The sequence below is a fragment of the Altererythrobacter lutimaris genome (assembly GCF_013371495.1).
In the GTDB taxonomy this organism is placed as follows: Bacteria; Pseudomonadota; Alphaproteobacteria; order Sphingomonadales; family Sphingomonadaceae; genus Erythrobacter; species Erythrobacter lutimaris_A.
On sequence record NZ_JABWTA010000001.1, the window covers coordinates 1891513 to 1912195 of the forward strand.

General features: G+C 58.0%; 17 protein-coding genes. 12 read left to right on the top strand and 5 right to left on the bottom strand.

The window, feature by feature from the left end; all coding sequences use genetic code 11:
• Positions 1-83: 83 nt before the first annotated feature.
• Positions 84-623, bottom strand: a complete 540-nt coding sequence (locus tag HUO12_RS09105; RefSeq protein ID WP_176273255.1) for an acyloxyacyl hydrolase — start codon at positions 621-623, stop codon at positions 84-86.
• Between the two features lie 148 nt (positions 624-771).
• Between HUO12_RS09105 and HUO12_RS09110 the strand changes: the two genes are divergently transcribed.
• The 5 genes from HUO12_RS09110 to HUO12_RS09130 all read left to right on the top strand — a co-directional run bounded on the left by HUO12_RS09110 (position 772) and on the right by HUO12_RS09130 (position 8091).
• Positions 772-3054, top strand: a complete 2283-nt coding sequence (locus HUO12_RS09110; protein ID WP_176273256.1) for a DUF305 domain-containing protein — start codon at positions 772-774, stop codon at positions 3052-3054.
• 150 nt (positions 3055-3204) lie between these two features.
• A complete protein-coding gene (locus HUO12_RS09115; RefSeq protein ID WP_176273257.1) occupies positions 3205-4608 on the top strand; it encodes an MATE family efflux transporter in 1404 nt (467 codons plus the stop codon).
• A gap of 141 nt (positions 4609-4749) precedes the next feature.
• Positions 4750-5037, top strand: coding sequence for a co-chaperone GroES (groES, locus tag HUO12_RS09120; protein ID WP_176273258.1), 288 nt, complete (start codon positions 4750-4752; stop codon positions 5035-5037).
• A gap of 55 nt (positions 5038-5092) precedes the next feature.
• Positions 5093-6745: a chaperonin GroEL gene (gene groL, locus HUO12_RS09125; protein ID WP_176273259.1), complete on the top strand. Its 1653-nt coding sequence runs from the start codon at positions 5093-5095 to the stop codon at positions 6743-6745.
• A 317-nt stretch (positions 6746-7062) separates the two neighbouring features.
• Positions 7063-8091: a serine hydrolase gene (locus HUO12_RS09130; protein WP_176273260.1), complete on the top strand. Its 1029-nt coding sequence runs from the start codon at positions 7063-7065 to the stop codon at positions 8089-8091.
• Between the two features lie 103 nt (positions 8092-8194).
• On the opposite strand, the gene HUO12_RS09135 is transcribed toward HUO12_RS09130, so the two are convergent.
• Entirely contained in the window at positions 8195-8446 is a 252-nt protein-coding gene (locus HUO12_RS09135) for a hypothetical protein (RefSeq protein ID WP_176273261.1), read from the bottom strand.
• 296 nt (positions 8447-8742) lie between these two features.
• On the opposite strand from HUO12_RS09135, the gene polA reads away from it, so the two are divergent.
• Both polA and HUO12_RS09145 read left to right on the top strand, forming a co-directional pair.
• Entirely contained in the window at positions 8743-11592 is a 2850-nt protein-coding gene (polA, locus tag HUO12_RS09140; protein ID WP_176273262.1) for a DNA polymerase I, read from the top strand.
• An 81-nt stretch (positions 11593-11673) separates the two neighbouring features.
• Positions 11674-12759, top strand: a complete 1086-nt coding sequence (locus HUO12_RS09145) for a mechanosensitive ion channel family protein (protein WP_176273263.1) — start codon at positions 11674-11676, stop codon at positions 12757-12759.
• Between the two features lie 10 nt (positions 12760-12769).
• On the opposite strand, the gene HUO12_RS09150 is transcribed toward HUO12_RS09145, so the two are convergent.
• Both HUO12_RS09150 and HUO12_RS09155 read right to left on the bottom strand, forming a co-directional pair.
• Positions 12770-15082: a CDC48 family AAA ATPase gene (locus HUO12_RS09150; protein ID WP_176273264.1), complete on the bottom strand. Its 2313-nt coding sequence runs from the start codon at positions 15080-15082 to the stop codon at positions 12770-12772.
• A 280-nt stretch (positions 15083-15362) separates the two neighbouring features.
• Complete coding sequence (locus HUO12_RS09155) at positions 15363-16103, bottom strand: methyltransferase domain-containing protein (RefSeq protein ID WP_176273265.1); 741 nt, start codon at positions 16101-16103, stop codon at positions 15363-15365.
• Positions 16104-16302: 199 nt separating this feature from the next.
• On the opposite strand from HUO12_RS09155, the gene HUO12_RS09160 reads away from it, so the two are divergent.
• The 5 genes from HUO12_RS09160 (at position 16303) to HUO12_RS09180 (ending at position 19329) form a co-directional block, all read left to right on the top strand.
• The gene (locus tag HUO12_RS09160) at positions 16303-17025 is read left to right on the top strand and encodes a CoA transferase subunit A (protein WP_176274383.1); all 723 of its coding nucleotides are present in this window, start codon (positions 16303-16305) and stop codon (positions 17023-17025) included.
• Positions 17025-17681 carry a CoA transferase subunit B gene (locus tag HUO12_RS09165; protein WP_176273266.1) on the top strand — a complete coding sequence of 219 codons (657 nt, stop codon included), beginning with the start codon at positions 17025-17027 and terminating at the stop codon, positions 17679-17681. Before HUO12_RS09160 ends, HUO12_RS09165 begins: the two co-directional genes overlap by 1 nt.
• Before the next feature lie 120 nt (positions 17682-17801).
• The gene (locus tag HUO12_RS09170; RefSeq protein ID WP_176273267.1) at positions 17802-18347 is read left to right on the top strand and encodes a GbsR/MarR family transcriptional regulator; all 546 of its coding nucleotides are present in this window, start codon (positions 17802-17804) and stop codon (positions 18345-18347) included.
• A gap of 25 nt (positions 18348-18372) precedes the next feature.
• On the top strand, positions 18373-18903 hold the full coding sequence (locus HUO12_RS09175; protein ID WP_176273268.1) for a hypothetical protein: 531 nt from the start codon (positions 18373-18375) through the stop codon (positions 18901-18903).
• A gap of 27 nt (positions 18904-18930) precedes the next feature.
• Positions 18931-19329 (top strand): hypothetical protein, encoded by a 399-nt coding sequence (locus HUO12_RS09180; protein WP_176273269.1) that lies wholly within the window; start codon positions 18931-18933, stop codon positions 19327-19329.
• Between the two features lie 98 nt (positions 19330-19427).
• Here HUO12_RS09180 and metK read toward each other — a convergent pair whose 3' ends face one another.
• Positions 19428-20669 carry a methionine adenosyltransferase gene (gene metK / locus HUO12_RS09185; protein WP_176273270.1) on the bottom strand — a complete coding sequence of 414 codons (1242 nt, stop codon included), beginning with the start codon at positions 20667-20669 and terminating at the stop codon, positions 19428-19430.
• Between the last annotated feature and the right edge of the window lie 14 nt (positions 20670-20683).

Genomic DNA, 20683 nt, shown 5'->3' on the forward strand with positions numbered 1-20683 from the left:
AGCGATGGCGCTGCCCTTCTTGCATGCCTGACCCGATCACGGCTGCTCGAGCAGATACTCAATGGTTGCCCACGCGAAAGTGGCTAAATCTGGAAGTTCAGCCGCACCCCGAACATGTCCACACCGGGATTCTGCTCGCTATCGAACAGCCGGGCATGGCTCAGATGCACCCAGCTTGCTTCAATGGAAACTTGCTCCGAAATCTGCGCGCCTATGGCGATCTCAGGTTCAAAGAGGACCTGACTGCCAAGGTCTGTGCGACGCAGTGTTTCTGGATCGAATTCTACACCGGATTGTTCTTGCACAACCAGCCCAACACCCGGCCGCAGATAGACCCCGCCCAGGTCGAACTTGCGGCTGATCCCAATGCCAATGAAGCTCGCATCACCTGCGGTATTCACTGATGCAATCACATAAGGCTCGATGTCTAGCACCTGCTCAACCGGATCGAACCGATAACCCAGTTGTACACTCGCTGCGTCCTGATCGGCGACTTCCAAACTGAACGGTGTGTCGACGCCGTGGACATACGCGCCCGTAAAAATCTCGTCAGCATGAGCGGGCGACGCCAACCCTACTAATGCGAGCACGCCCACAACAATTCCCAATACTCGGCTATGCATCTGTGCATTCCTTTGGTCGTTCAGACTAACCTTCTGGCCGCAGACTAGCTTCGTACTGGCAGAACCACAAACACCCCTTGGCAAGGCGGAAACTTTCCTTATGACCTAGCGTTACATCATCACTTCGCGAAATTCTTGGGGACTGACTATGCGTGGTCGCACTACACTTCTTGCTTCTGTTGCTCTTGCCTCCGTTGCCCTGGCCGCGCCCGGCCAGGCTTCTGAGGCGCCGATCATCCAGCCAGGCGCGCCGGGCGATGCGCCGCAAGTGATCTCGGCTGAGCAAGCGACCAAGCTCGCTAACACCAGCTATTCGGCGTACGATGTAGCGTTCATGCAGGACATGATAATGCACCACCGCCAAGCGGTGGAAATGGCCGAGCTCGTGAAAGGCCGGACCAATCAGGAAGACGTGGTCGCCATCGCTGACCGTATTGAAGCGAGCCAGGCTGACGAAATCCGCTTCATGACCGAGTGGCTCCAGGAACGTGGCCAGCCGCTCAGTTCTTCCGGAATGATGGACCATTCCAAGATGGACCATTCGAAAATGGACCACGGCGAAGATCATTCCGGTCATCATTCGAGCCATCAAGGTCACCACTTGATGCAAGGCATGCTGACACCTGAACAAATGGCAGCGATGGCCGCTGCGACGGGCACAGAATTTGACCGCTTGTTCCTCTCCGGCATGATCGAGCACCACCAGGGTGCGATCGCGATGGTCAATGATCTTCACGATCAGCGCGGCTCTGCTGCTGATCCGGTGATGTTCAATTTCACCAACGATATCGTCAGCGACCAGAATCAGGAAATCGACCGGATGAACGGCGTTCTGGCGAGCCTGTCCACCGACCCACGTGTCGGCTTGAAAGCCGGCTTCGCTGATGCAGGCGAAGCAATCTCCAACCTGCGGCTTGTTGCAGCGCTGCCAAAGCCTGCCGGTTTTGTCGATCCGGAAAACCCGGCTGAGCTTCGCCCTGAGATTCCCAGTGGCGATGAAGACGAGGACGGTGAAAGCACCGAAGAAGCGACTGCGGAAATCGAAGGCGAGGAAGAAGAGCGCGAGCCGCAATTCGCACGCCGCGGCGCATTGCTGACTTTTGCAAATACCGACATGGCATTCAGCGGCGACATTCTGGTTGCCGGCAACTATCACGGCTTCAACGCCTATCGCCTGGGCGAAGACGGCATGCCGAACCTTGTCAGCTCGACTGTATGTCCGGGCGGCCAGGGCGACGTTTCTATCGTTGGCGATATCCTAATCATGAGCGTTCAAGATGCCCGTGCAAGGGTCGATTGCGGCTTGCAGGGCGTCGATGACCGCGTGAGCGAAGAGCGCTTCCGGGGCATTCGTATCTTTGACATCTCCGATATCACGCGTCCGCGTCAGGTCGGTCAGGTCCAGACCTGCCGCGGCAGCCATACACACTCGATCGTGACCGCAGATGACGACACCATCGTCGTTTACAATTCCGGTACGTCCTACATCCGCCCCGAAGAGGAAATGGCAGGCTGTTTCGATGTCCCGGGCGATGATCGCACCGCTCTCTTCAGCATCGACGTGATCGAGATCCCGGTCGACAACCCGGCTGCATCACGCATTGTTGACAGCCCGCGCATCTTTGCAAGCGACGGCCAGATCGCTGGTCTGTGGCGCGGTGGTGACCACGGCGAAGGCACGCAGGAAACGCGCATCACCGACCACTGCCACGATATCACGGTCTTCCCGGCCCTGAAGCTCGCAGCAGGCGCATGCTCGGGCAATGGCGTTATCCTCGATATCTCTGACCCGATGGCACCGAAGCGGATCGACGATGTGACGGACAAAGGCTTTGCCTATTGGCACTCGGCCACCTTCAACAATGACGGCACCAAAGTGCTGTTCACCGACGAATGGGGCGGAGGCTCGCGTCCGCGCTGTCAGGCAGGCGATCCGCTGAGCTGGGGCGCGAACGGTTTCTACGACATCGTCGATGGCAAGCTTGAATTCCGCAGCCTGTACAAGATCCCTGCGCCGCAGACGAATATGGAAAACTGCGTTGCACATAATGGCTCGATCATTCCTGTGCCGGGTCGCGATATCTTCGTGCAGGCCTGGTATCAGGGCGGCATCAGCGTGATCGACTTTACAGACAGCGCGAACCCGGTCGAGATTGCCTATTTCGACCGCGGCCCGGTCGATGAAGATCAGCTTGTGACGGGAGGCTACTGGTCAGCCTATTGGTACAATGGCCGGATCTATGCGACGGAAATCACTCGTGGTCTCGACGTGTTCGCATTGGAGCCAAGCGAGTTTCTAAGCGCCGAGGAAATCGCTGCCGCTGAAGCCGCTCAGTATGAGGGTGGGCTCTTCAATCCGCAGACGCAAACGCAGGTTACCTGGCCTGACGAAATCGTCTCGCGCGTCGAGGAATCGCGCAAAGGCGGCTAAGCCAACACCGCTCAAACACCTGTTGCGAGATAGCCGCACTGCTTGATCCAAGCGGTGCGGCTCTTCGTATCAGCCTTTCCAAAACGTACGGCTGCACCTATTCGGCGCGGCTGGTCTCGCGACATATCTGCGCTGGCTAGCGGAAAAGCTATGCGTGAGACTGCACCCTTATCGACGCCGACCTGGGGCGAGGAAATCCGGGCGACATTCAAGCTCGCCTGGCCCATGGCGCTCGCCAATCTTCTGCAGATGCTCACTTACGCTATCGACGTGATGTTCATCGCACGATTGGGTGATGAAGAGCTTGCGGCAAGTTCGCTCGCGGTTTCTTGGTTCGGTCTGCTGCTTTGGGCGCTCATGTCTATGTGCGGAGCTGTTGCTGCGGTCATAGCCGCTGAAATCGGCGAAAATCCGAAAGCGGTCAGGCCGATCCGGCGCGCGGCCCGCATGGCATTGTGGCTTGCGATCATAACAGGCGCGATTGCCATGGCACTGGCCGCAGGACTGCTAGGTCCTATCATGCGCTTGACCGGCCAGCAGGCAGAGATCGCCGAGCTCGCTGATGGCTACATGATAGTTCTAATCTGGTCGATGATCCCGATGATGATCGCAAGCGTGCTGCGTAATTACGTATCCGCGCTTGGCCGTCCTTATGTCGCAACCGCGATCACCGGGCTCGGCATCGTCGTGAACGGCATCGCCAATTACGCCTTCGTTTTCGGCAATTTCGGCATGCCGCGACTGGAGCTGGTCGGCGCAGCGATTGCGACAATTATCACGTCGATCATCGTGCTGCTCGCTTATGTGGCGCTCATTCGCTGGGACAAGTTGCTGCACCGCTACCGGATCTTCGCGGCCTGGTGGCGCGCGGACTGGCAAGTGTTCTGGAAGATCACACGGATCGGAACGCCCATCGCCTTTACAGTGACGGCAGAGGCGGGCATCTTTGGTGCTGCAGCCTTTATGATGGGCAGGTTCGGCGCGGCAGAGCTTGCCGGGCATACAGTCGCGTTGCAACTGGCGGCGCTAGCCTTTCAGGTTCCCCATGGTGTTGGCCAAGCAACCACTATTCGCGTCGGTTATTTCTATGGCGCACGCGACCCGCAAGGTATCAAGCAGGCTGGATGGGTTGCGATTGCTATGGGCGCAGGCTTCATGAGCTTTACTGCACTCCTGATGCTGTTTGCCCCCGAGTTATTGCTTTCGATTTATGTCGATGTCGAAGCGGCGCGCAACGCAGCTTTAGTCAGCTTCGCCTTGCAATATCTCGTGCTGGCAGCTGTGTTCCAGCTTGCTGACGGAGTTCAGGCCGTGGCTGCCGGAGCCTTGCGCGGATTGCAGGATACGCGCGTACCGATGTGGATAGCGATTTTCAGCTATTGGGTCCCCGGCATGGGGCTAGCGATCGGCCTGGGCTTCTTCACGTCGATGGCTGGAGTGGGTGTATGGATCGGCCTTGCAGCAGGGCTATTCAGCGCAGCCGTTCTGCTGACCTGGCGCTGGTTGCTGCGCGAGCGGTTGCGCCTTACGCGCCGGCCCGAAAAACGCGCTTGATCGACCAGCGAACGCAAAGCCAAATTTTTTCCTGAACAGTTGTTGACTCTCAATCGGGCCAACCCCATCTGCGCCCAGCTGGCACTCTTCATGTGAGAGTGCTAATCGTGATTTGTTCAACCAAACAGAAAGGTCATTACCATGGCATTTCGTCCGCTCCACGACCGCGTCGTGGTCCGTCGTATCGAAGCCGACCAGAAAACCGCTGGCGGCATTATCATCCCAGACAGCGCGCAAGAAAAGCCAAGCGAAGGCGAAATCGTCTCCGTCGGCGAAGGCGCATATGACGATTCAGGCAAGCGCGTTGCTCTGGACGTCAAAGCTGGCGACCGCGTGCTGTTCGGCAAGTGGTCCGGCACTGAAGTCAAGATCGACGGCGAAGACCTGTTGATCATGAAAGAAAGCGACATCATGGGCGTGCTCGGCTGAGCCTGACCCACTTTCGCTTCTCAAACCGAATTTCTGAAATCCAGGAGAAACACCAATGGCAGCCAAGGACGTAAAGTTCGGCCGTGATGCCCGCGAAGGCATCCTCAAAGGCGTAGATACGCTCGCAAACGCAGTGAAAGTCACGCTCGGCCCGAAGGGTCGCAATGTAGTGATCGACAAGAGCTTCGGCGCACCGCGCATCACTAAGGACGGCGTGACCGTCGCCAAGGAAATCGAGCTTAAGGACAAGTTCGAAAACATGGGCGCACAAATGCTGCGCGAAGTCGCGAGCAAGGCAAACGACGCGGCTGGCGACGGAACGACCACTGCAACCGTTCTCGCTCAGGCCATCGTTCGCGAAGGCATGAAGTCGGTTGCTGCGGGCATGAACCCGATGGACCTTAAGCGCGGTATCGACTTGGCGGTCGACAAGATCGTCGAGAACCTCAAAGGCCGTTCAAAGGACGTTGCCGGTTCTGAGGAAATCGCACAGGTCGGCATCATCTCTGCAAACGGCGACAAGGAAGTCGGCGAGAAGATCGCAGAAGCGATGGAGAAAGTCGGTAAAGAAGGCGTGATCACCGTTGAAGAAGCCAAAGGCCTCGAGTTTGAACTCGACGTTGTTGAAGGCATGCAGTTCGACCGTGGTTATCTCTCACCGTACTTCATTACCAACCCGGACAAGATGACGGTTGAGCTCGAAAACCCGTACATCCTCATCCACGAAAAGAAGCTTTCGAACCTACAGTCCATGCTGCCAGTTCTCGAAGCTGCCGTTCAGAGCGGTCGTCCGCTGCTGATCATCGCGGAAGATATTGAAGGCGAAGCACTCGCAACGCTCGTCGTCAACAAGCTGCGCGGCGGCCTGAAGGTTGCAGCGGTCAAGGCCCCCGGCTTCGGCGATCGTCGCAAAGCGATGCTGCAGGACATTTCGATCCTTACTAAGGGCGAAATGGTCAGCGAAGATCTCGGCATCAAGCTTGAGAATGTCACGCTCGGCATGCTGGGTGAAGCCAAGCGCGTTACCATCGACAAGGACAACACGACTATCGTCGACGGCGCCGGTTCGCAAGAAGACATCAAGGCCCGAGTTGGCGAAATCCGCGCTCAGATCGAAGCAACTACCAGCGACTATGACCGTGAGAAGCTGCAAGAGCGTCTCGCAAAGCTCGCAGGCGGAGTTGCTGTGATCAAGGTTGGCGGTGCGACTGAAGTCGAAGTGAAAGAGCGCAAGGACCGCGTTGACGACGCGCTTCACGCAACCCGCGCAGCCGTTGAAGAAGGCATTGTCCCAGGCGGCGGTACTGCTCTGCTCTACGCCACCAAGCAGCTTGACGGCTTGGAAGGCGCTAACGACGATCAGACACGCGGTGTCGACATCGTCCGTCGCGCTCTGCAAGCACCTGTTCGCCAGATCGCATCCAACGCAGGCCATGACGGCGCCGTTGTCGCTGGCAAGCTGATGGACGCGAATGACGAAGGTCTCGGCTTCAACGCCGCGACCGACGTTTACGAAGACCTGGTGAAAGCCGGCGTTATCGACCCGACCAAGGTTGTCCGTACCGCGCTGCAGGACGCAGCATCTGTTGCTGGCCTGCTCATCACCACGGAAGCGGCCATCGTGGACGCTCCGGAAGACAAGTCTGCGGCCCCTGCAATGCCTGATATGGGCGGCATGGGCGGCATGGGCGGCGGCATGGGCTTCTAAGCCTGGTCCTGAGCCTGTCGAAGGGCTCGGGGCGCCGTTCATTCGAATACATAATAGGGCCCGGCGGAGCGATCTGCCGGGCCTTTTTTTGTGGGCAATGCGCTGCGCCTTCAGCAGTTTTGCGAGGGTCCGCATTGCATTTGTGGAAACCGTAATCGCGCAGACTCGTTAGAGCCGGGCAGGTTATATGGCGGAATCTGATGTGTTCAGTCGCTTGCGCGCAACATTTTGTCGCAGTGGCGAAACTTAGCGCTTGCCGAGTGGAATCCACCGCCGTTAAGCCTGTGCAAACCTAAACCACTTTATACGCGGGGCACATGAGGAAGCTTTTACAACAGTTCGGACTTGGCCTTGCTGCAAGCGCACTTGTGCTCAGCGCCCCTGCGATTGCGCAATCCAATCAGCTCGAAGCCTCTTTTGACAGCGCTTTCGGCACAGAGGTGCGCGAGCCGCAAAGCTTCAAGGCGATATACGATAATGACTTCGAGCAACGCATCGCGCGCATCGCCGATGGCCGCAAGGGTCGCATCGGTGTCGCAGCCATTGATCTGTCAACCGGCGAGTCCATAGACATCCTTGGCGACCAGCTGTTTCCGATGGCTTCCACTAGCAAGATCGCTGTAGCGGCGACCTATCTGGAGATGGTCGAGCAAGGCAAATACTCGCTCACCAGCGAATTTCCTCTGCTGATCCCGATCCGGTCAGCTAAGTTTTCGAGCCGCGCTGCGCCTGTGCGCGAAGGCGAGTACATGTCTGCGATCGATCTCATCGAGATAATGATCACCCGCTCCAGCAATCCTGCGACAGACTCGCTGATCAAGGCAGTAGGCGGCACCAACAAAGTCAATGACTGGATGCGCCGTCAGGGTATCGAAGAATTCAGCATCGACCGCGATATCGCGACACTTGTGCGCGATGACGGCGAGTTTGATCCCGTCTCTTACATCGATGAGCGCGATGCAGCCACGCCCAAGGCGATGCTGGAACTGCTGGTCGGGCTGTACCAAGGCAAGTTTCTCGAGCCGGAAAGCCGTCGGGTGATTCTCGATGCAATGAGCCGGACCCGCACGGGCAAGCGCCGTATCAAAGGCCGGATGCCGGAGACTGCTCGAGTCAGCCACAAGACGGGCTCGCTCAATAATACGTCATCCGATGTTGGCTTTATCCAGTCACCCGACGGTCGGACGATTGCTGTTGCGATTTATGTGACCGGACAGGGCTCTCGCGGAAATCGTGAAGCACGTATCGCTGAGATTGCTCGAGCGCTCTATGACGGGTTCGCTTCGCGGGCACGCAAGCCGCAGAACTGGACCAACGCCACCAACGCCCAGCGTACAGGCGGCTGAGCAGCGGACGGGTCCATCTAGACTTTCATAAGGACGAAAAGAAAGGGCGGCGCCAATCGGCACCGCCCCTCTTCAAATTCGCAATTGAATTTGGCCGCGAGGATTACTCAGCAGCTTCTTCCATTGCGCCTTCAGCTTCAGCAACAGCTTCGTCAGCAGCAGCTTCAACGTCTGCAGCAGCGTCTTCCATTGCTTCGCCAGCGTCTTCCATGGCGCCTTCAGCTTCAGCGGTTGCTTCTTCAGCAACTGCTTCAGCGTCAGCCATTGTGTCTTCAGCAGCGGTTTCAGCTTCTGCGCATGCAGCCAGGCCAAGAGCCGAAGCAGAGATAGCGGCAGCAAGAACGATCTTACGCATAGAAAAAATTCCTTAGATCAGCGAGTTAGTATCCGCTCGGTGGTCCCCCCTCGAACGGACAAAACAAACCTCAATCGGGCTCGTCTTGTGTTGCCTAAATAATGGCAGCTTTGTGGCAGTGCAAGCGGATTCGTCACATTTTGCCATTTTCCCGCCTCAATTGGCCGCGTCGCAGAAACCGTCCAACTGGCCTTTTACGGAGGAGGAAACATCTCAATTCCCCCCGTGGAAAACCCGTGCGGAAAATGTGGTACCAACGCCTTACCAGCAAGCGAGGCCAGTGCTAGCACCGGTGAATGGCGGACAAGAATCACCTCTATCTGGTCGACGGATCATCCTACATCTTCAGAGCCTATCACCGGCTCCCTCCTTTAACTGATCCGGAAGGAACGCCGGTTGGTGCAGTCTATGGCTACACCACCATGCTCTGGAAGCTTGCAGATGATCTCGATCAAGCTGAAGGGCCAACGCATATGGCGGTGATCCTCGACAAGGATTCGAAGAGCTTCCGCAACGATATCTACCCCGAATACAAGGCGAACCGCCCGCCTCCGCCTGAAGATCTGGTGCCGCAATTCCCGCTCATCCGAGATGCGACGCGCGCGTTCAGCCTGCCTTGCATTGAAGAGCAAGGCCTTGAAGCAGACGACTTGATTGCGAGCTATGCCCGCGCTGCCCAGCGCGAAGGCTGGGATGTAACCATCGTCTCATCCGACAAGGATTTAATGCAGCTGGTCGGCGAAGAGAACGGTGCGCGGATCGACATGCTCGACACCATGAAGAGCCAGCGCATTTACCTCGAAGAGGTCGAAGAGAAGTTCGGCGTGAAGCCGGAGCTGGTCGGAGATGTCCTCGCGCTGATGGGCGACAGTGTCGACAATATTCCTGGCATTTATGGCATTGGTCCCAAGACGGCGAGCAAGCTGATCGCTGAGCATGGCTCACTAATCGCGGCGCTTGATCAAGCGCCGGACATGAAGAAGTCCAAGCTGAAAGAGCGGCTGATCGAAGGGCGCGAGGATGCAGAACTCAGCCGTGTGCTGGTAACGCTAAAGGAAGATTGCGATCTTCCTGAGCCGCTGGAAGACTTCAAGCTCGATGGCGTTCCGCCTGAGCCACTGGCTGCGTTTCTGGAGAAACACGGGTTTACATCGCTCTTGCGTCGGCTCGGTGCGGGTGCTGGCAGCCCGGACCGCGCGAACGATCTCAACCCTGCAAAGCCGCAAACCAAGGGCGATGCAGGCACAGCAGAAGGCAGTAGCCAGCCTTTGCCGGACATGCCTGCGATTGACCGCAGCGCCTATGAGACCTTGCAAACGATGGAGCGGCTCGAGCAGTGGATCGAGCGCGGATTTGCCGCGCGGCAGATTGCTGTCGACACCGAGACTTCGTCGCTCGATGCCATGCAGGCTGAGCTTGTCGGGATCAGTCTCGCGGTTGGACCGAACGAGGCGTGCTATATCCCGCTCGCGCATTTGAACGAAGGCGGCGGCGGAAGCGACATGTTCTCGCAAGCGCCTGAACAGATTGATCGCGATGAAGCGCTCGCTGCGCTGCGCCCGCTGTTAAACGCGGACAGCGTCGTCAAGATCTTCCAGAACGGGAAATACGACCTCAATGTTTTGGCGCGCTACGATGTCGAAGTCAGTCCAATCGAGGACACGATGGTGATCAGCTTCGCGCTTGATGCAGGACGCGGCGAAAGCGGCATTGGCGGCGGTCACGGCATGGATGAACTGTCCGAACGGCACCTAGGCCACACGCCCATGGCGTTCAAGGATGTGTGCGGCACCGGCAAGAAGCAGATTCCGTTTGGCGAAGTTCCACTAGACAAAGCGACAGAGTATGCTGCCGAAGACGCCGACGTCACGTGGCGGCTCTACCAGCATTTGAAGCCGCGCTTGGCGGTTGAAGGCGGCTCGCGGGTCTATGAGCGAGTCGACAAACCGCTTATCCCCGTGGTCGCGCAAATGGAGCGGCACGGGATCAAGGTTGATCGCGCCCGGCTTGCCAAACTGTCGGAAGAATTCGCGCAAGAGACCAAGCGGCTCGAAGGCGAAATCCACGAGATCGTTGGCGAAGAGTTTACTGTCGGCAGCCCCAAGCAGCTCGGCGATATCCTGTTCGACAAACTCGGCTATAAAGGCGGCAAGAAGGGCAAAAGCGGGCAATATTCAACTGATCAAAGCGTGCTTGAGCGCTTGGCAGGCGAAGGCGCTGATATTGCCAAAAAGGTGCTGGAATGGCGCCAACTGACCAAGTTGAAGTCGACCTATACCGACGCACTGCAAGCGGCGATCAACCCGGGTACAGGCCGTGTGCACACAAGCTATTCGCTGGTCGGCGCACAAACCGGACGCCTCTCTTCAACCGATCCAAACCTGCAAAATATCCCGATCCGCACTGCCATCGGGCGGCAGATCCGCGAAGCCTTTGTGCCGGAAGATGGCAATGTCCTGCTCGCAGCGGACTACAGCCAGATCGAATTGCGGCTCGCTGCTCACATGGCCGATGTCGAAACTCTGAAAGATGCTTTTGCCAATGGTGAAGACATCCACGCACGCACTGCGACCGAGATGTTCGGCGAAGTCACGCGCGACACACGTGCGCGGGCCAAAACGATCAACTTCGCGATCCTTTATGGCATTTCGCGCTGGGGTCTTGCCGGACGACTGGAAGTTGAACCGGACGAAGCACAGGCCATGATCGACACATACTTCCAGCGCTTCCCCGGCATCCAGCGATACATCATGGAGACGCTGGAGACCGTGCGCGAGCGCGGCTATTCCGAAACGCTGTTTGGCCGCAAAACATGGTTCCCGCGCATCAATTCGAAGAATCAAGCTGAGCGGCAGGGTTCTGAACGCGCCGCCATCAATGCTCCGATCCAGGGGACAAGCGCTGACATCATCAAGCGCGCCATGGTCCGCATGACGCCCGCATTGCAAGCCGAAGGCCTCGATCAGGTCCGCATGCTGCTGCAAGTACACGATGAATTGGTGTTTGAACTGCCCAAAGGCGACGTGGAGGCAGCAAAGCCAATCATCGAACGCGTGATGGCGGAAGCAGCCGGCCCGTCAATCTCGATCGATGTGCCGCTTGGTGTCGATATCGGAACCGGCGCGAGCTGGGATGCGGCGCACTGATCGCTACAGGCTGGCAGAGTTATCCAGCGCACTCGCTGCACCCCTTGAACGGGATCGTCAGCGCTCGTAACTGAGATCCCGATGTTGGATCGCTATAACCCCGCCACATGGTCGATAGACTGGGATGCTGTGCTGGTCGCAGGGATTGCGGTGGCGATTGCAGTCGCTATCGCATACGTCGTTTATCGCGCTATCTTTGCCGTCGCATCGCGGCTCGCCAACCTCTCAGACACGAAGGCGGACGAGCTTGTCATTTCCCGCATTCGGCGGCCGGTAAAGTGGTCAATTCTCGCGCTCGGCATCACTCTCATGGCGCAGTCCAATCCGGATTTGCGGGTCGCTTGGGAGCCTTTGGCAAAGTTTGTGCGCCCCGCTCTATTGGGCTGGATAGCCTACACGTTGGTGAAGGCGTTCACCGCCACGATGGAATATCGGCTGGAAGCGTCAGATGATCCCGTTGCTATGCGCAGCAGGCGCACGCGGATTGCGGTCCTCTCGCGCACAGCGACATTTGCGATCATCTTTATCACTGTCGGGCTCATGCTGTTCAGCATTCCGTCGGTGCAGTCCATCGGCACAACATTGCTCGCATCAGCAGGTCTTGCGGCATTGGCCGTTGGCGCAGCGGCACAGCCGGCGCTCAAGTCGCTTATCGGCGGCTTGCAGATTGCCGTCACCGAGCCATTCCGGATTGGCGACCTCGTGAAAGTCGGCGAAGATGCTGGCCGCGTGGAGGAAATCCGCATGAGCTTCGTCACGGTGCGAACCTGGGATGAGCGGCTGCTGATCATCCCGACTTGCCGCTTTATTGATGAAAGCTTCGAAAACTGGTCGCGCAATAATGAGCAGTTGAGTGGTCCCGTCATGCTTCATCTCGATCCGATCGCCGATGTCACACCGCTTCGTGCGGAGTTCGAGCGCTATCTCAGCGAACATGAGCTGTTCGATGGGCGCACACAGAGTTGCCTTATGACGGAAGCTTATCCGGAGAGCGTCGAAGTACGCTTGGCAATGAGTGCGAAAACGATTGGCGAGCTGTTCCAATTGCGCTGCGATGTGCGCGAGCACATGCTCGCTTGGCTGCGCGATCATCAGGAAGATGCATTGATCCGCCATCGGCTTGAAGTGCCGGGCGGTCATCCCAAAGGACCGGAGCCCGCCGTCTAAACCTACTCGATCAGTCGTGCTTCTTTGCGCGCGTCGACTCAATCATTCCTTCGTGGATGAACCCAATCGGATTGACTTCTGCGGCCCGCTTTTTGAGCTCCCCGCGCATCTTGCGGTATTCCGCTTCCATCTTGGACGTGACCGTCGCACGCGAATCCTTAAGCGCTTCCTCGAAGTCGATCTTCGCCACTTCGCTAACTTCGCCGCCGACACGACGCAGGGCATTGAGGCCCGCACGGCGCACGACATCTTCAAGGTCTGCGCCGGTGAAGCGATCCGTCTTTTCCGCCACACCTGCAAGATCGACATCCTTGGCGAGCGGCATTCCGCCGGTGTGGATCTCCAGAATGTGGACGCGGCCCTTCTTGTCGGGCGTGCCGACATAGACGAGCTCGTCAAAGCGGCCGGGGCGTAGCAGCGCCGGATCGACTAGCGCCGGCCGGTTAGTGGCACCGATGACCACGATGGATTGCAAATCCTCCATGCCGTCCATTTCCGCGAGCACAGTATTAACCACGCGGCCAGTGACTTGCGGTTCGCCCTGCCCGCTGCCGCGTGCGGGCACGAGGCTATCGATCTCGTCGATAAAAACAACACAGGGCGCAACCGCGCGCGCGCGCTGGAACATGCGGCTGATCTGCTGCTCGCTTTCGCCATACCATTTGGACAGCAAGTCGCTCGATTTCATGGAGATGAAATTGGCTTCGGCTTCCTTCGCAACAGCCTTGGCGAGCAAGGTCTTCCCCGTGCCAGGAGGGCCATAGAGCAGGAAGCCTTTGGCAGGCCGGATACCTAAACGCCGGAAAGCATCAGGGTTCTTCAGTGGAAGCTCGATGCCTTCCTTCAGCTTGTCGATAGCATCGCCAATGCCGCCAATATCATCCCATCCGACATTGGGCATTTGCACCATGACTTCGCGCATCGCGCTCGGCTGAATACGTTTGAGCGCCTGCAGGAAGTCATCGCGCTCAACGCAGAGCTCTTCCAGCACTTCAGGCGGTATCGTGCGCTCGTCGAGATCAAGCTTAGGCATGATCCGGCGAACCGCATCAATCGCCGCTTCGCGGGCGAGCGCAGCGATATCGGCACCGACAAATCCGTGCGTCACGCGTGCCAGCTCGTCGAGCTTCACTTCATCGCCCAATGGCATGCCGCGGGTGTGAATGGCGAGGATCTCGCGCCGCCCGCTTTGGTCTGGCACGCCGATCACGATCTCGCGATCGAAACGGCCCGGACGGCGCAGTGCTTCGTCGATCGCATCGGGGCGATTGGTCGCAGCGATCACGACAAGATTTGCGCGCGCTTCAATGCCGTCCATCAAAGTGAGCAGCTGCGCAACGAGGCGCTTCTCTGCTTCGCCCGGCACCTGACTGCGCTTGGGCGCGATTGAATCGATCTCGTCGATAAAAATTATCGCTGGCGAGGAAGACGCTGCCTCTTCGAACACTTCGCGCAGGCGTTTCTCGCTCTCGCCATAGCCCGAGCCCATGATTTCCGGTCCGTTGATGGAGAGGAAATGCGCATCCGATTCGTTCGCGACGGCTTGCGCGAGCCGCGTCTTCCCTGTGCCGGGAGGGCCATGCAGCAACACGCCCTTGGGGGGATCGACACCGAGGCGGGTAAACAACTCGGGATAGCGCAGCGGCAGCTCAACCATTTCGCGCAATTGCTGGATGGTCTCATCCATGCCGCCGACATCATCGTAATTGACGACCGCACGGGCATCGCGTGCTTCTTCAAATTCCGCACGCAGCTCGACTTCGGTGTTCTCGTCGATATGGACAATGCCCTTTGGCGTCGTCGAGACGACCGACAGACGGATTTGAGTAAGCGCATAGGCGGGTGCACGCAGCAATTGCCGGACGTCGGCTGGCATGTTCTGCACCGGCTGCTGACCAGTTGTCGCGACGAGATCGCCAGCGACCAGTGGCCGCCGGAAGAAGTTGCGCTTCAACGCTTGCGATGGACCCTGCAGGCGCATTTCACGCTGAGCGGGGGCAAACACAACGCGCTTGGCGGCTCGAGTCTCAGCCCGCGTGATCGTGACATGTTCGCCGGAGGCCGCTTCCGAGTTACCACGTTGCAAACCATCGAGGCGGACGATTTCCAGCGCGTCATCTTCAGGATAGGCCGCCATAGCGATCGCGGGACTGCTGCGCTTGCCTGTGACTTCGACGATATCGCCTTCGGTAATGCCGAGCGCCTGAAACGCGGTTCGCGGCATGCGCGCGATCCCTTGACCCGATTCCTCCTGTCGCGCTGGCGCCACTTGAAGCCGAACTGTTGTCTCGGATGTCTCAGTCTCAGCGTCGGCTTTAGCCATGCGGAGCGTCTCCCTGCGGTCTTCATGTTTGAGTGATCACGCCCGAGCGCAATCTCATGGCCACAACGAAGCGCAACCACGTGCTGGACCGATCTGTGGCCAGAGCGGCTCTAACGCAAGGGTTTTGGCTAAGAAAAATGCCCGGCTGGAAAACCAACCGGGCATGAAAGTCTTGGGAGAGGATGCCTATAAGGCAGCTTCTTACTGCACCTGCGAACAAAATTGTGCAAGTGCGAAAAGAACATGGAAAGGTGCATTTCTTGCAACTCCTTCTCGCCACTTACTTCTTGCGGAATTTCAGCATGAAGCGGCTCGTTTTCCCGCGCACCGCAGGATCGAAGACAGACTTCTCCAGATCGTCGGTTTCGTTGAGCAGCGCTTCGCTCTGCTCGACCAAAGCGAATCCAGCCTCTTCCATAGTGGCAATCGCGGCTGCGCGATCGATGCGGTGAAACTGCTCTACCACTTCACGTGTGTCGCCTTCCGGGCCCATGTGATCGACGATGATCACTTCCCCGCCTGGCTTCAGTGCGGCGCGCCAGTTCGCAAGCACTGTGGGCACATCCAGCCGCGGGAAGTTGAACTGCTCTGATTCCCAGAAGAGATCATGAAATGTCATGTGAGTGAAGATCACGTCCATGCTCGCAGGCGCGAGCTGTTGATGCGTGGTCGCTGCGACAAGCGGCCGTAAATTGCTGCGCCGCTTCATCAGCTCCGCCCATTTCTCCGCATCATGAAAGCCCGGCGGGTTCAGCGCATAGACGCGGCCATCACGGCCAACCACTTCGGCGATCATTTCCGCAAAATAAGCATTGCCGGAAAGGAAGTCCGCGACGGTATCGCCTTCTTCAAAATCCACGAAGTCGAGAATGGTCGCAGGCTGGCGCGCTTCATCAAGCGCTTTGTTCTCGTCCAACCGCAATTCGCTATCGATGACTTCCGCAAAATCTTCAGGCGCAGCCCAGGCCGGCGTTGCAGCCACCAGCGCAGCTGCACTCGCCAGTTTCAACCATTGCTTCATGATAAAATCCCCTTTGTAATCCCGTGCCCGGTGCACAGTTGAAGCATTGAGCGAAACGCATGGCAACGCTGCTATCGACGAGGGGCTTGGCAAGTCGGCAGACAGCATAACCAGCCCGGCGTTCCGATTGCGCAAAATCGCATGCCGAATGCGTCGATCAGTCGTGACTCCGATAAAGAGCGCGGCTAAAGCGGCGCCCATGAAGAAGCTCTATCCCAATGCCGCGGCGGCCCTTGATGGCCTGCTTCACGACAACATGCTGATTGCAAGCGGAGGCTTTGGCCTTTGCGGTATTCCCGAGCGCCTTTTGGAAGCGATCCGGGAGAGCGGCGTTAAGGGCCTGACGTTTGCCAGCAACAATGCAGGCATCGACAATGAAGGCATCGGCATGCTGCTGCGCACGCAGCAAGTTGCAAAGATGATCAGCAGCTATGTTGGCGAGAACAAGGAGTTCGAGCGCCAGTTCCTTTCAGGTGAGCTTGAAGTCGAGTTCTGCCCGCAAGGAACTTTGGCAGAGCGCATGCGCGCAGGCGGGGCCGGTATTCCCGGCTTCTACACCAAGACAGGCGTCGGAACGCAAGTTGCCGAGGGCAAGGAGCACAAGGAATTTCCTGATCGGGACGGCGTGATGTCGACCTACATCATGGAGCGCGGTATCTTTGCCGACCTCTCCATCGTGAAAGCATGGAAAGCGGACGAGACCGGCAACACCATGTTCCGCAAAACTGCACGCAACTTCAACGTGCCGGCCGCGACCTGCGGCAAGGTCTGCATCGTCGAAGTCGAAGAGATCATGCCAACTGGCTCGCTCGATCCCGACGCGATCCATTTGCCAGGCGTGTTCGTCAATCGCATGATCGTTGGCGCACCGTACGACAAGAAGATCGAGTTCCGCACAGTGCGTGAAAAGGAGACTGCGTGATGTCTGACGCACCTGCAGGCTGGACCCGCGATGAAATGGCCGCGCGCGCCGCGCGTGAACTCCAGGACGGCTATTACGTTAATCTCGGCATTGGCATCCCGACACTGGTCGCAAACCATATCCCTGAAGGCATGCATGTCACGCTGCAAAGCGAAAACGGCATGCTCGGCATTGGCCCCTTCCCTTACGAAGGCGAGGAAGATCCTGACCTCATCAATGCCGGCAAGCAGACCATCAGCGAGCTGGTGCACTCCGCCTATTTCGACAGCGCGACGAGTTTCTCCATGATCCGCGGCGGACATATCGATTTGACAGTCCTCGGCGCGATGGAAGTCGCGGAAAACGGCGACATTGCGAACTGGATGATTCCGGGCAAGATGATCAAAGGCATGGGCGGCGCGATGGATCTCGTCGCGGGCGTCAAGAAGATTATTGTCGTGATGGATCATGCGAGCAAAGCTGGTGATCCCAAGTTCATTCCTCAATGCACACTGCCGCTGACTGGCCAGAACGTGGTCGACATGATCATAACCAATCTAGGCGTGTTCCACCGCGTGGATCATGACAGCCCGTTCCGCCTGATCGAAATGGCACCAGGCGTAACGCAAGAGCAGATCGCTGCGAGCACGACGGCGAAATACGAGGTCGCGCTTTAAGTAAGCGCCTCATTTTTGAACCCTCAGTTCGATCAACAATCTGCCGCAATTCATTACTCTGCTTGCACTATCCATCAATTTCTGTAATTACAGAAATGACGAACAGAAAGGCGAGTCGCCATGAGCATCATGGACATTCCGGAAGTGAAATCCTTCATCCTCCATTGGGGGGAGATGGGCACGGAATGGGGCGTCAATCGCTCAGTCGCGCAGATGCATGCGCTGCTTTACCTGTCGGACCGTCCACTGCATGCAGAAGAAATCTGCGAGAAGCTGGGGCTGGCACGCTCCAACGTATCGAACGGTCTTAAAGAGCTGCAATCCTACCAGATTGTCCGGCGCGTCCATGTCGAAGGCGATCGCCGCGATCATTTCACTGCTGATTCCGATCTGTGGGACATGCTCATGAAGATCACTGCGGAGCGCAAGCGGCGCGAGATCGATCCGACCATCCAGTTGCTAGGCGAACTCGCTGAAAGCCTGGAAGGACGCAAGGATGTGCCGAGCCATGTGCGTGAGCGCATCGGGCGGATGCATGACTTCATCGGCAGCTTGGCCGGATGGTATGCCGATGTGCGCCGCTTGCCGAAGTCTACGCTCGTCACGCTGATGAAGCTCGGCAGCAAAGTCGCCCGGCTCCTGCCCGGCAGCAAATCCGCCAACTAATCCCTGACTGAAAGGAGCTCATACCATGGCACCCGAAGCACAAGAACAGATTTCTGCAATTACAGAAATGTCTGACTTCAATGCAAGAGATTGGGGCCGCCCTCTGGCAGCGGCGATTGGTTGGGGCGCGGCGGCAGGCTCGCTCGCTCTGATGGCAGTCTTCGCCTTCTTGGAAGGTGGAGAGATCGCGCTCGACGAACTGCTCGGCGGACTGGCCTTCTTTGCTTTGTTCGCGGGAATTTTCAGCTTGGCGGGAATGGCCTTCGTCGGACTGCCAATGACGCTGCTCCTGCGCTCGATCAAGCAAGAACATGCATGGCTCTACTCTCTCAGCGGAGCCGTCGCGGGCTTTCTAATCCTAGCGATCTTCTTCGGGCTTCCGCGAAACCTTGCGCCCGATTTGCTCATCTTTGCCGGGCCGGGCGGCCTTGCCGGCCTTGCTTGCGCCTATCGCTGGGGACGCTGGCGCGAGCTGGTCGCGAAGGCTCACGAGGCCGAACGCGCAAACCTCGCAGCGCAAAGACGCGCCAACCCCATTCACGATCTCATTCACTAAGGCTCCAACACGAAGAAGGAGGAAGTCATGTACGAAGTCCCATCCTATATCGCCTATCTCGCGATCAGCATTGGCCTGACCATCTGGGTCGCGAGAACCCTTTCCAAGAACGGCGAAGTGTTCCTCATCGACTGCTTCGGGCACGACAAGGTTCTCGCGCAATCCACCAACCATCTGCTGGTTGTCGGGTTCTATCTCGTCAATCTGGGCTTTATCTTGCTGGCCCTTCGGTTCGGTGAACCACCTGCAAACCTCGCGGACGCAGTGCGGTTCCTAAGCACCAAGGTCGGTTTTGCTGTGCTGGTGTTGGGAGGCATGCACTTCTTTAATATGAATGCCATCGCCAAGTTCGGTCGCAAGGTCGGCCACTGGTACCGCGAAGGCCAATGGGCAGAACCTGCAGTGCCGGCAGGACCAGCCAGCTAATCCTACAAGTTCCTACATGTAGGATAGAAAAAGCGGCGTCTCGGCCTGCACCGGGACGCCGCTCTGCGTATGTACTTACTGGCTTAAGGCGGGCTCGATCAGGCGAGAGCTGCCTTCAGATCATCGACCAGATCGGTGCGCTCCCACGGGAAGAGATCACCTTCCGGTGTGCGTCCGAAGTGACCGTAAGCCGCGCTCTTGCGGTAAATCGGCTTGTTAAGCCCCAAATGCATGCGAATGCCGCGCGGGGTGAGACCACCAAGCTTGGCAATGCTAGCAATCGCCTGCTCCAGCTTGTCATCACCGACAGCTCCCGTGCCGTGCGTATCGACATAGAGCGAGAGCGGCTCGCTGACGCCAATCGCGTAAGCAATCTGGATAGTGCAGCGCTTGGCGAGACCCGCGGCCACCACGTTCTTGGCAAGATAACGCGTAATGTAGGCGGCTGAACGATCGACCTTGGTCGGGTCCTTGCCGCTAAACGCGCCGCCGCCGTGCGGGCTTGCGCCGCCATAGGTGTCGACGATGATCTTGCGACCCGTGAGGCCCGCATCACCATCCGGGCCGCCGATCTCGAACGCGCCGGTCGGGTTGATATGCCAAACCGTCTCATCCGTCAGAAGCCCAGCAGGCAGAACATCGCTGACGGCCTTCTTCACGTACGCTTTAAGCTCGGCTTCTTTCTCGCCCTCATGATAGCCCGGCGCATGCTGCGTCGAAACAACAAGCGCCGTGCAAGAAACCGGAACGCCATCCTTGTAGCGCAATGTCACCTGGCTCTTCGCATCCGGCTCCAGGAATGGCGCCGCGCCGGAATGACGGTCCGCAGCAAGGCGTTCCAGGATTTTATGACTGTAATCGAGCGTTGCCGGCATCAAGTCCGGCGTTTCATCGCAGGCAAAGCCGAACATGATGCCCTGGTCGCCTGCGCCCTCATCCTTGTTCGAACCATCTTCACCGGCATCCACGCCCATGGCAATCTCAGAGGATTGTCCGTGCAAGTGGTTCTCGAACGTCAACGTTTTCCAGTGAAAGCCGTCTTGCTCGTAACCAATGTCGCGCACGGTTGAGCGAACCGCTTGCTCGATCTCTTCCTTGGCGCCGGGCGCCCAACCGCCATTGACCGCCCACGCTTCATTCGCTTCATCATACATCGGTGCGCAGCGAATTTCGCCGGATAGAATCACGCGCTGCGTTGTCGTCATCGTCTCGCAGGCAACGCGTGCCTCAGGGTCCTTCGACAGCATGAGATCGACAATAGCGTCGGAAATCTGGTCAGAAACCTTGTCTGGATGACCTTCGGACACGCTTTCAGACGTAAACAGATATTCAGAGCGCATAGGACCTCAGCGAA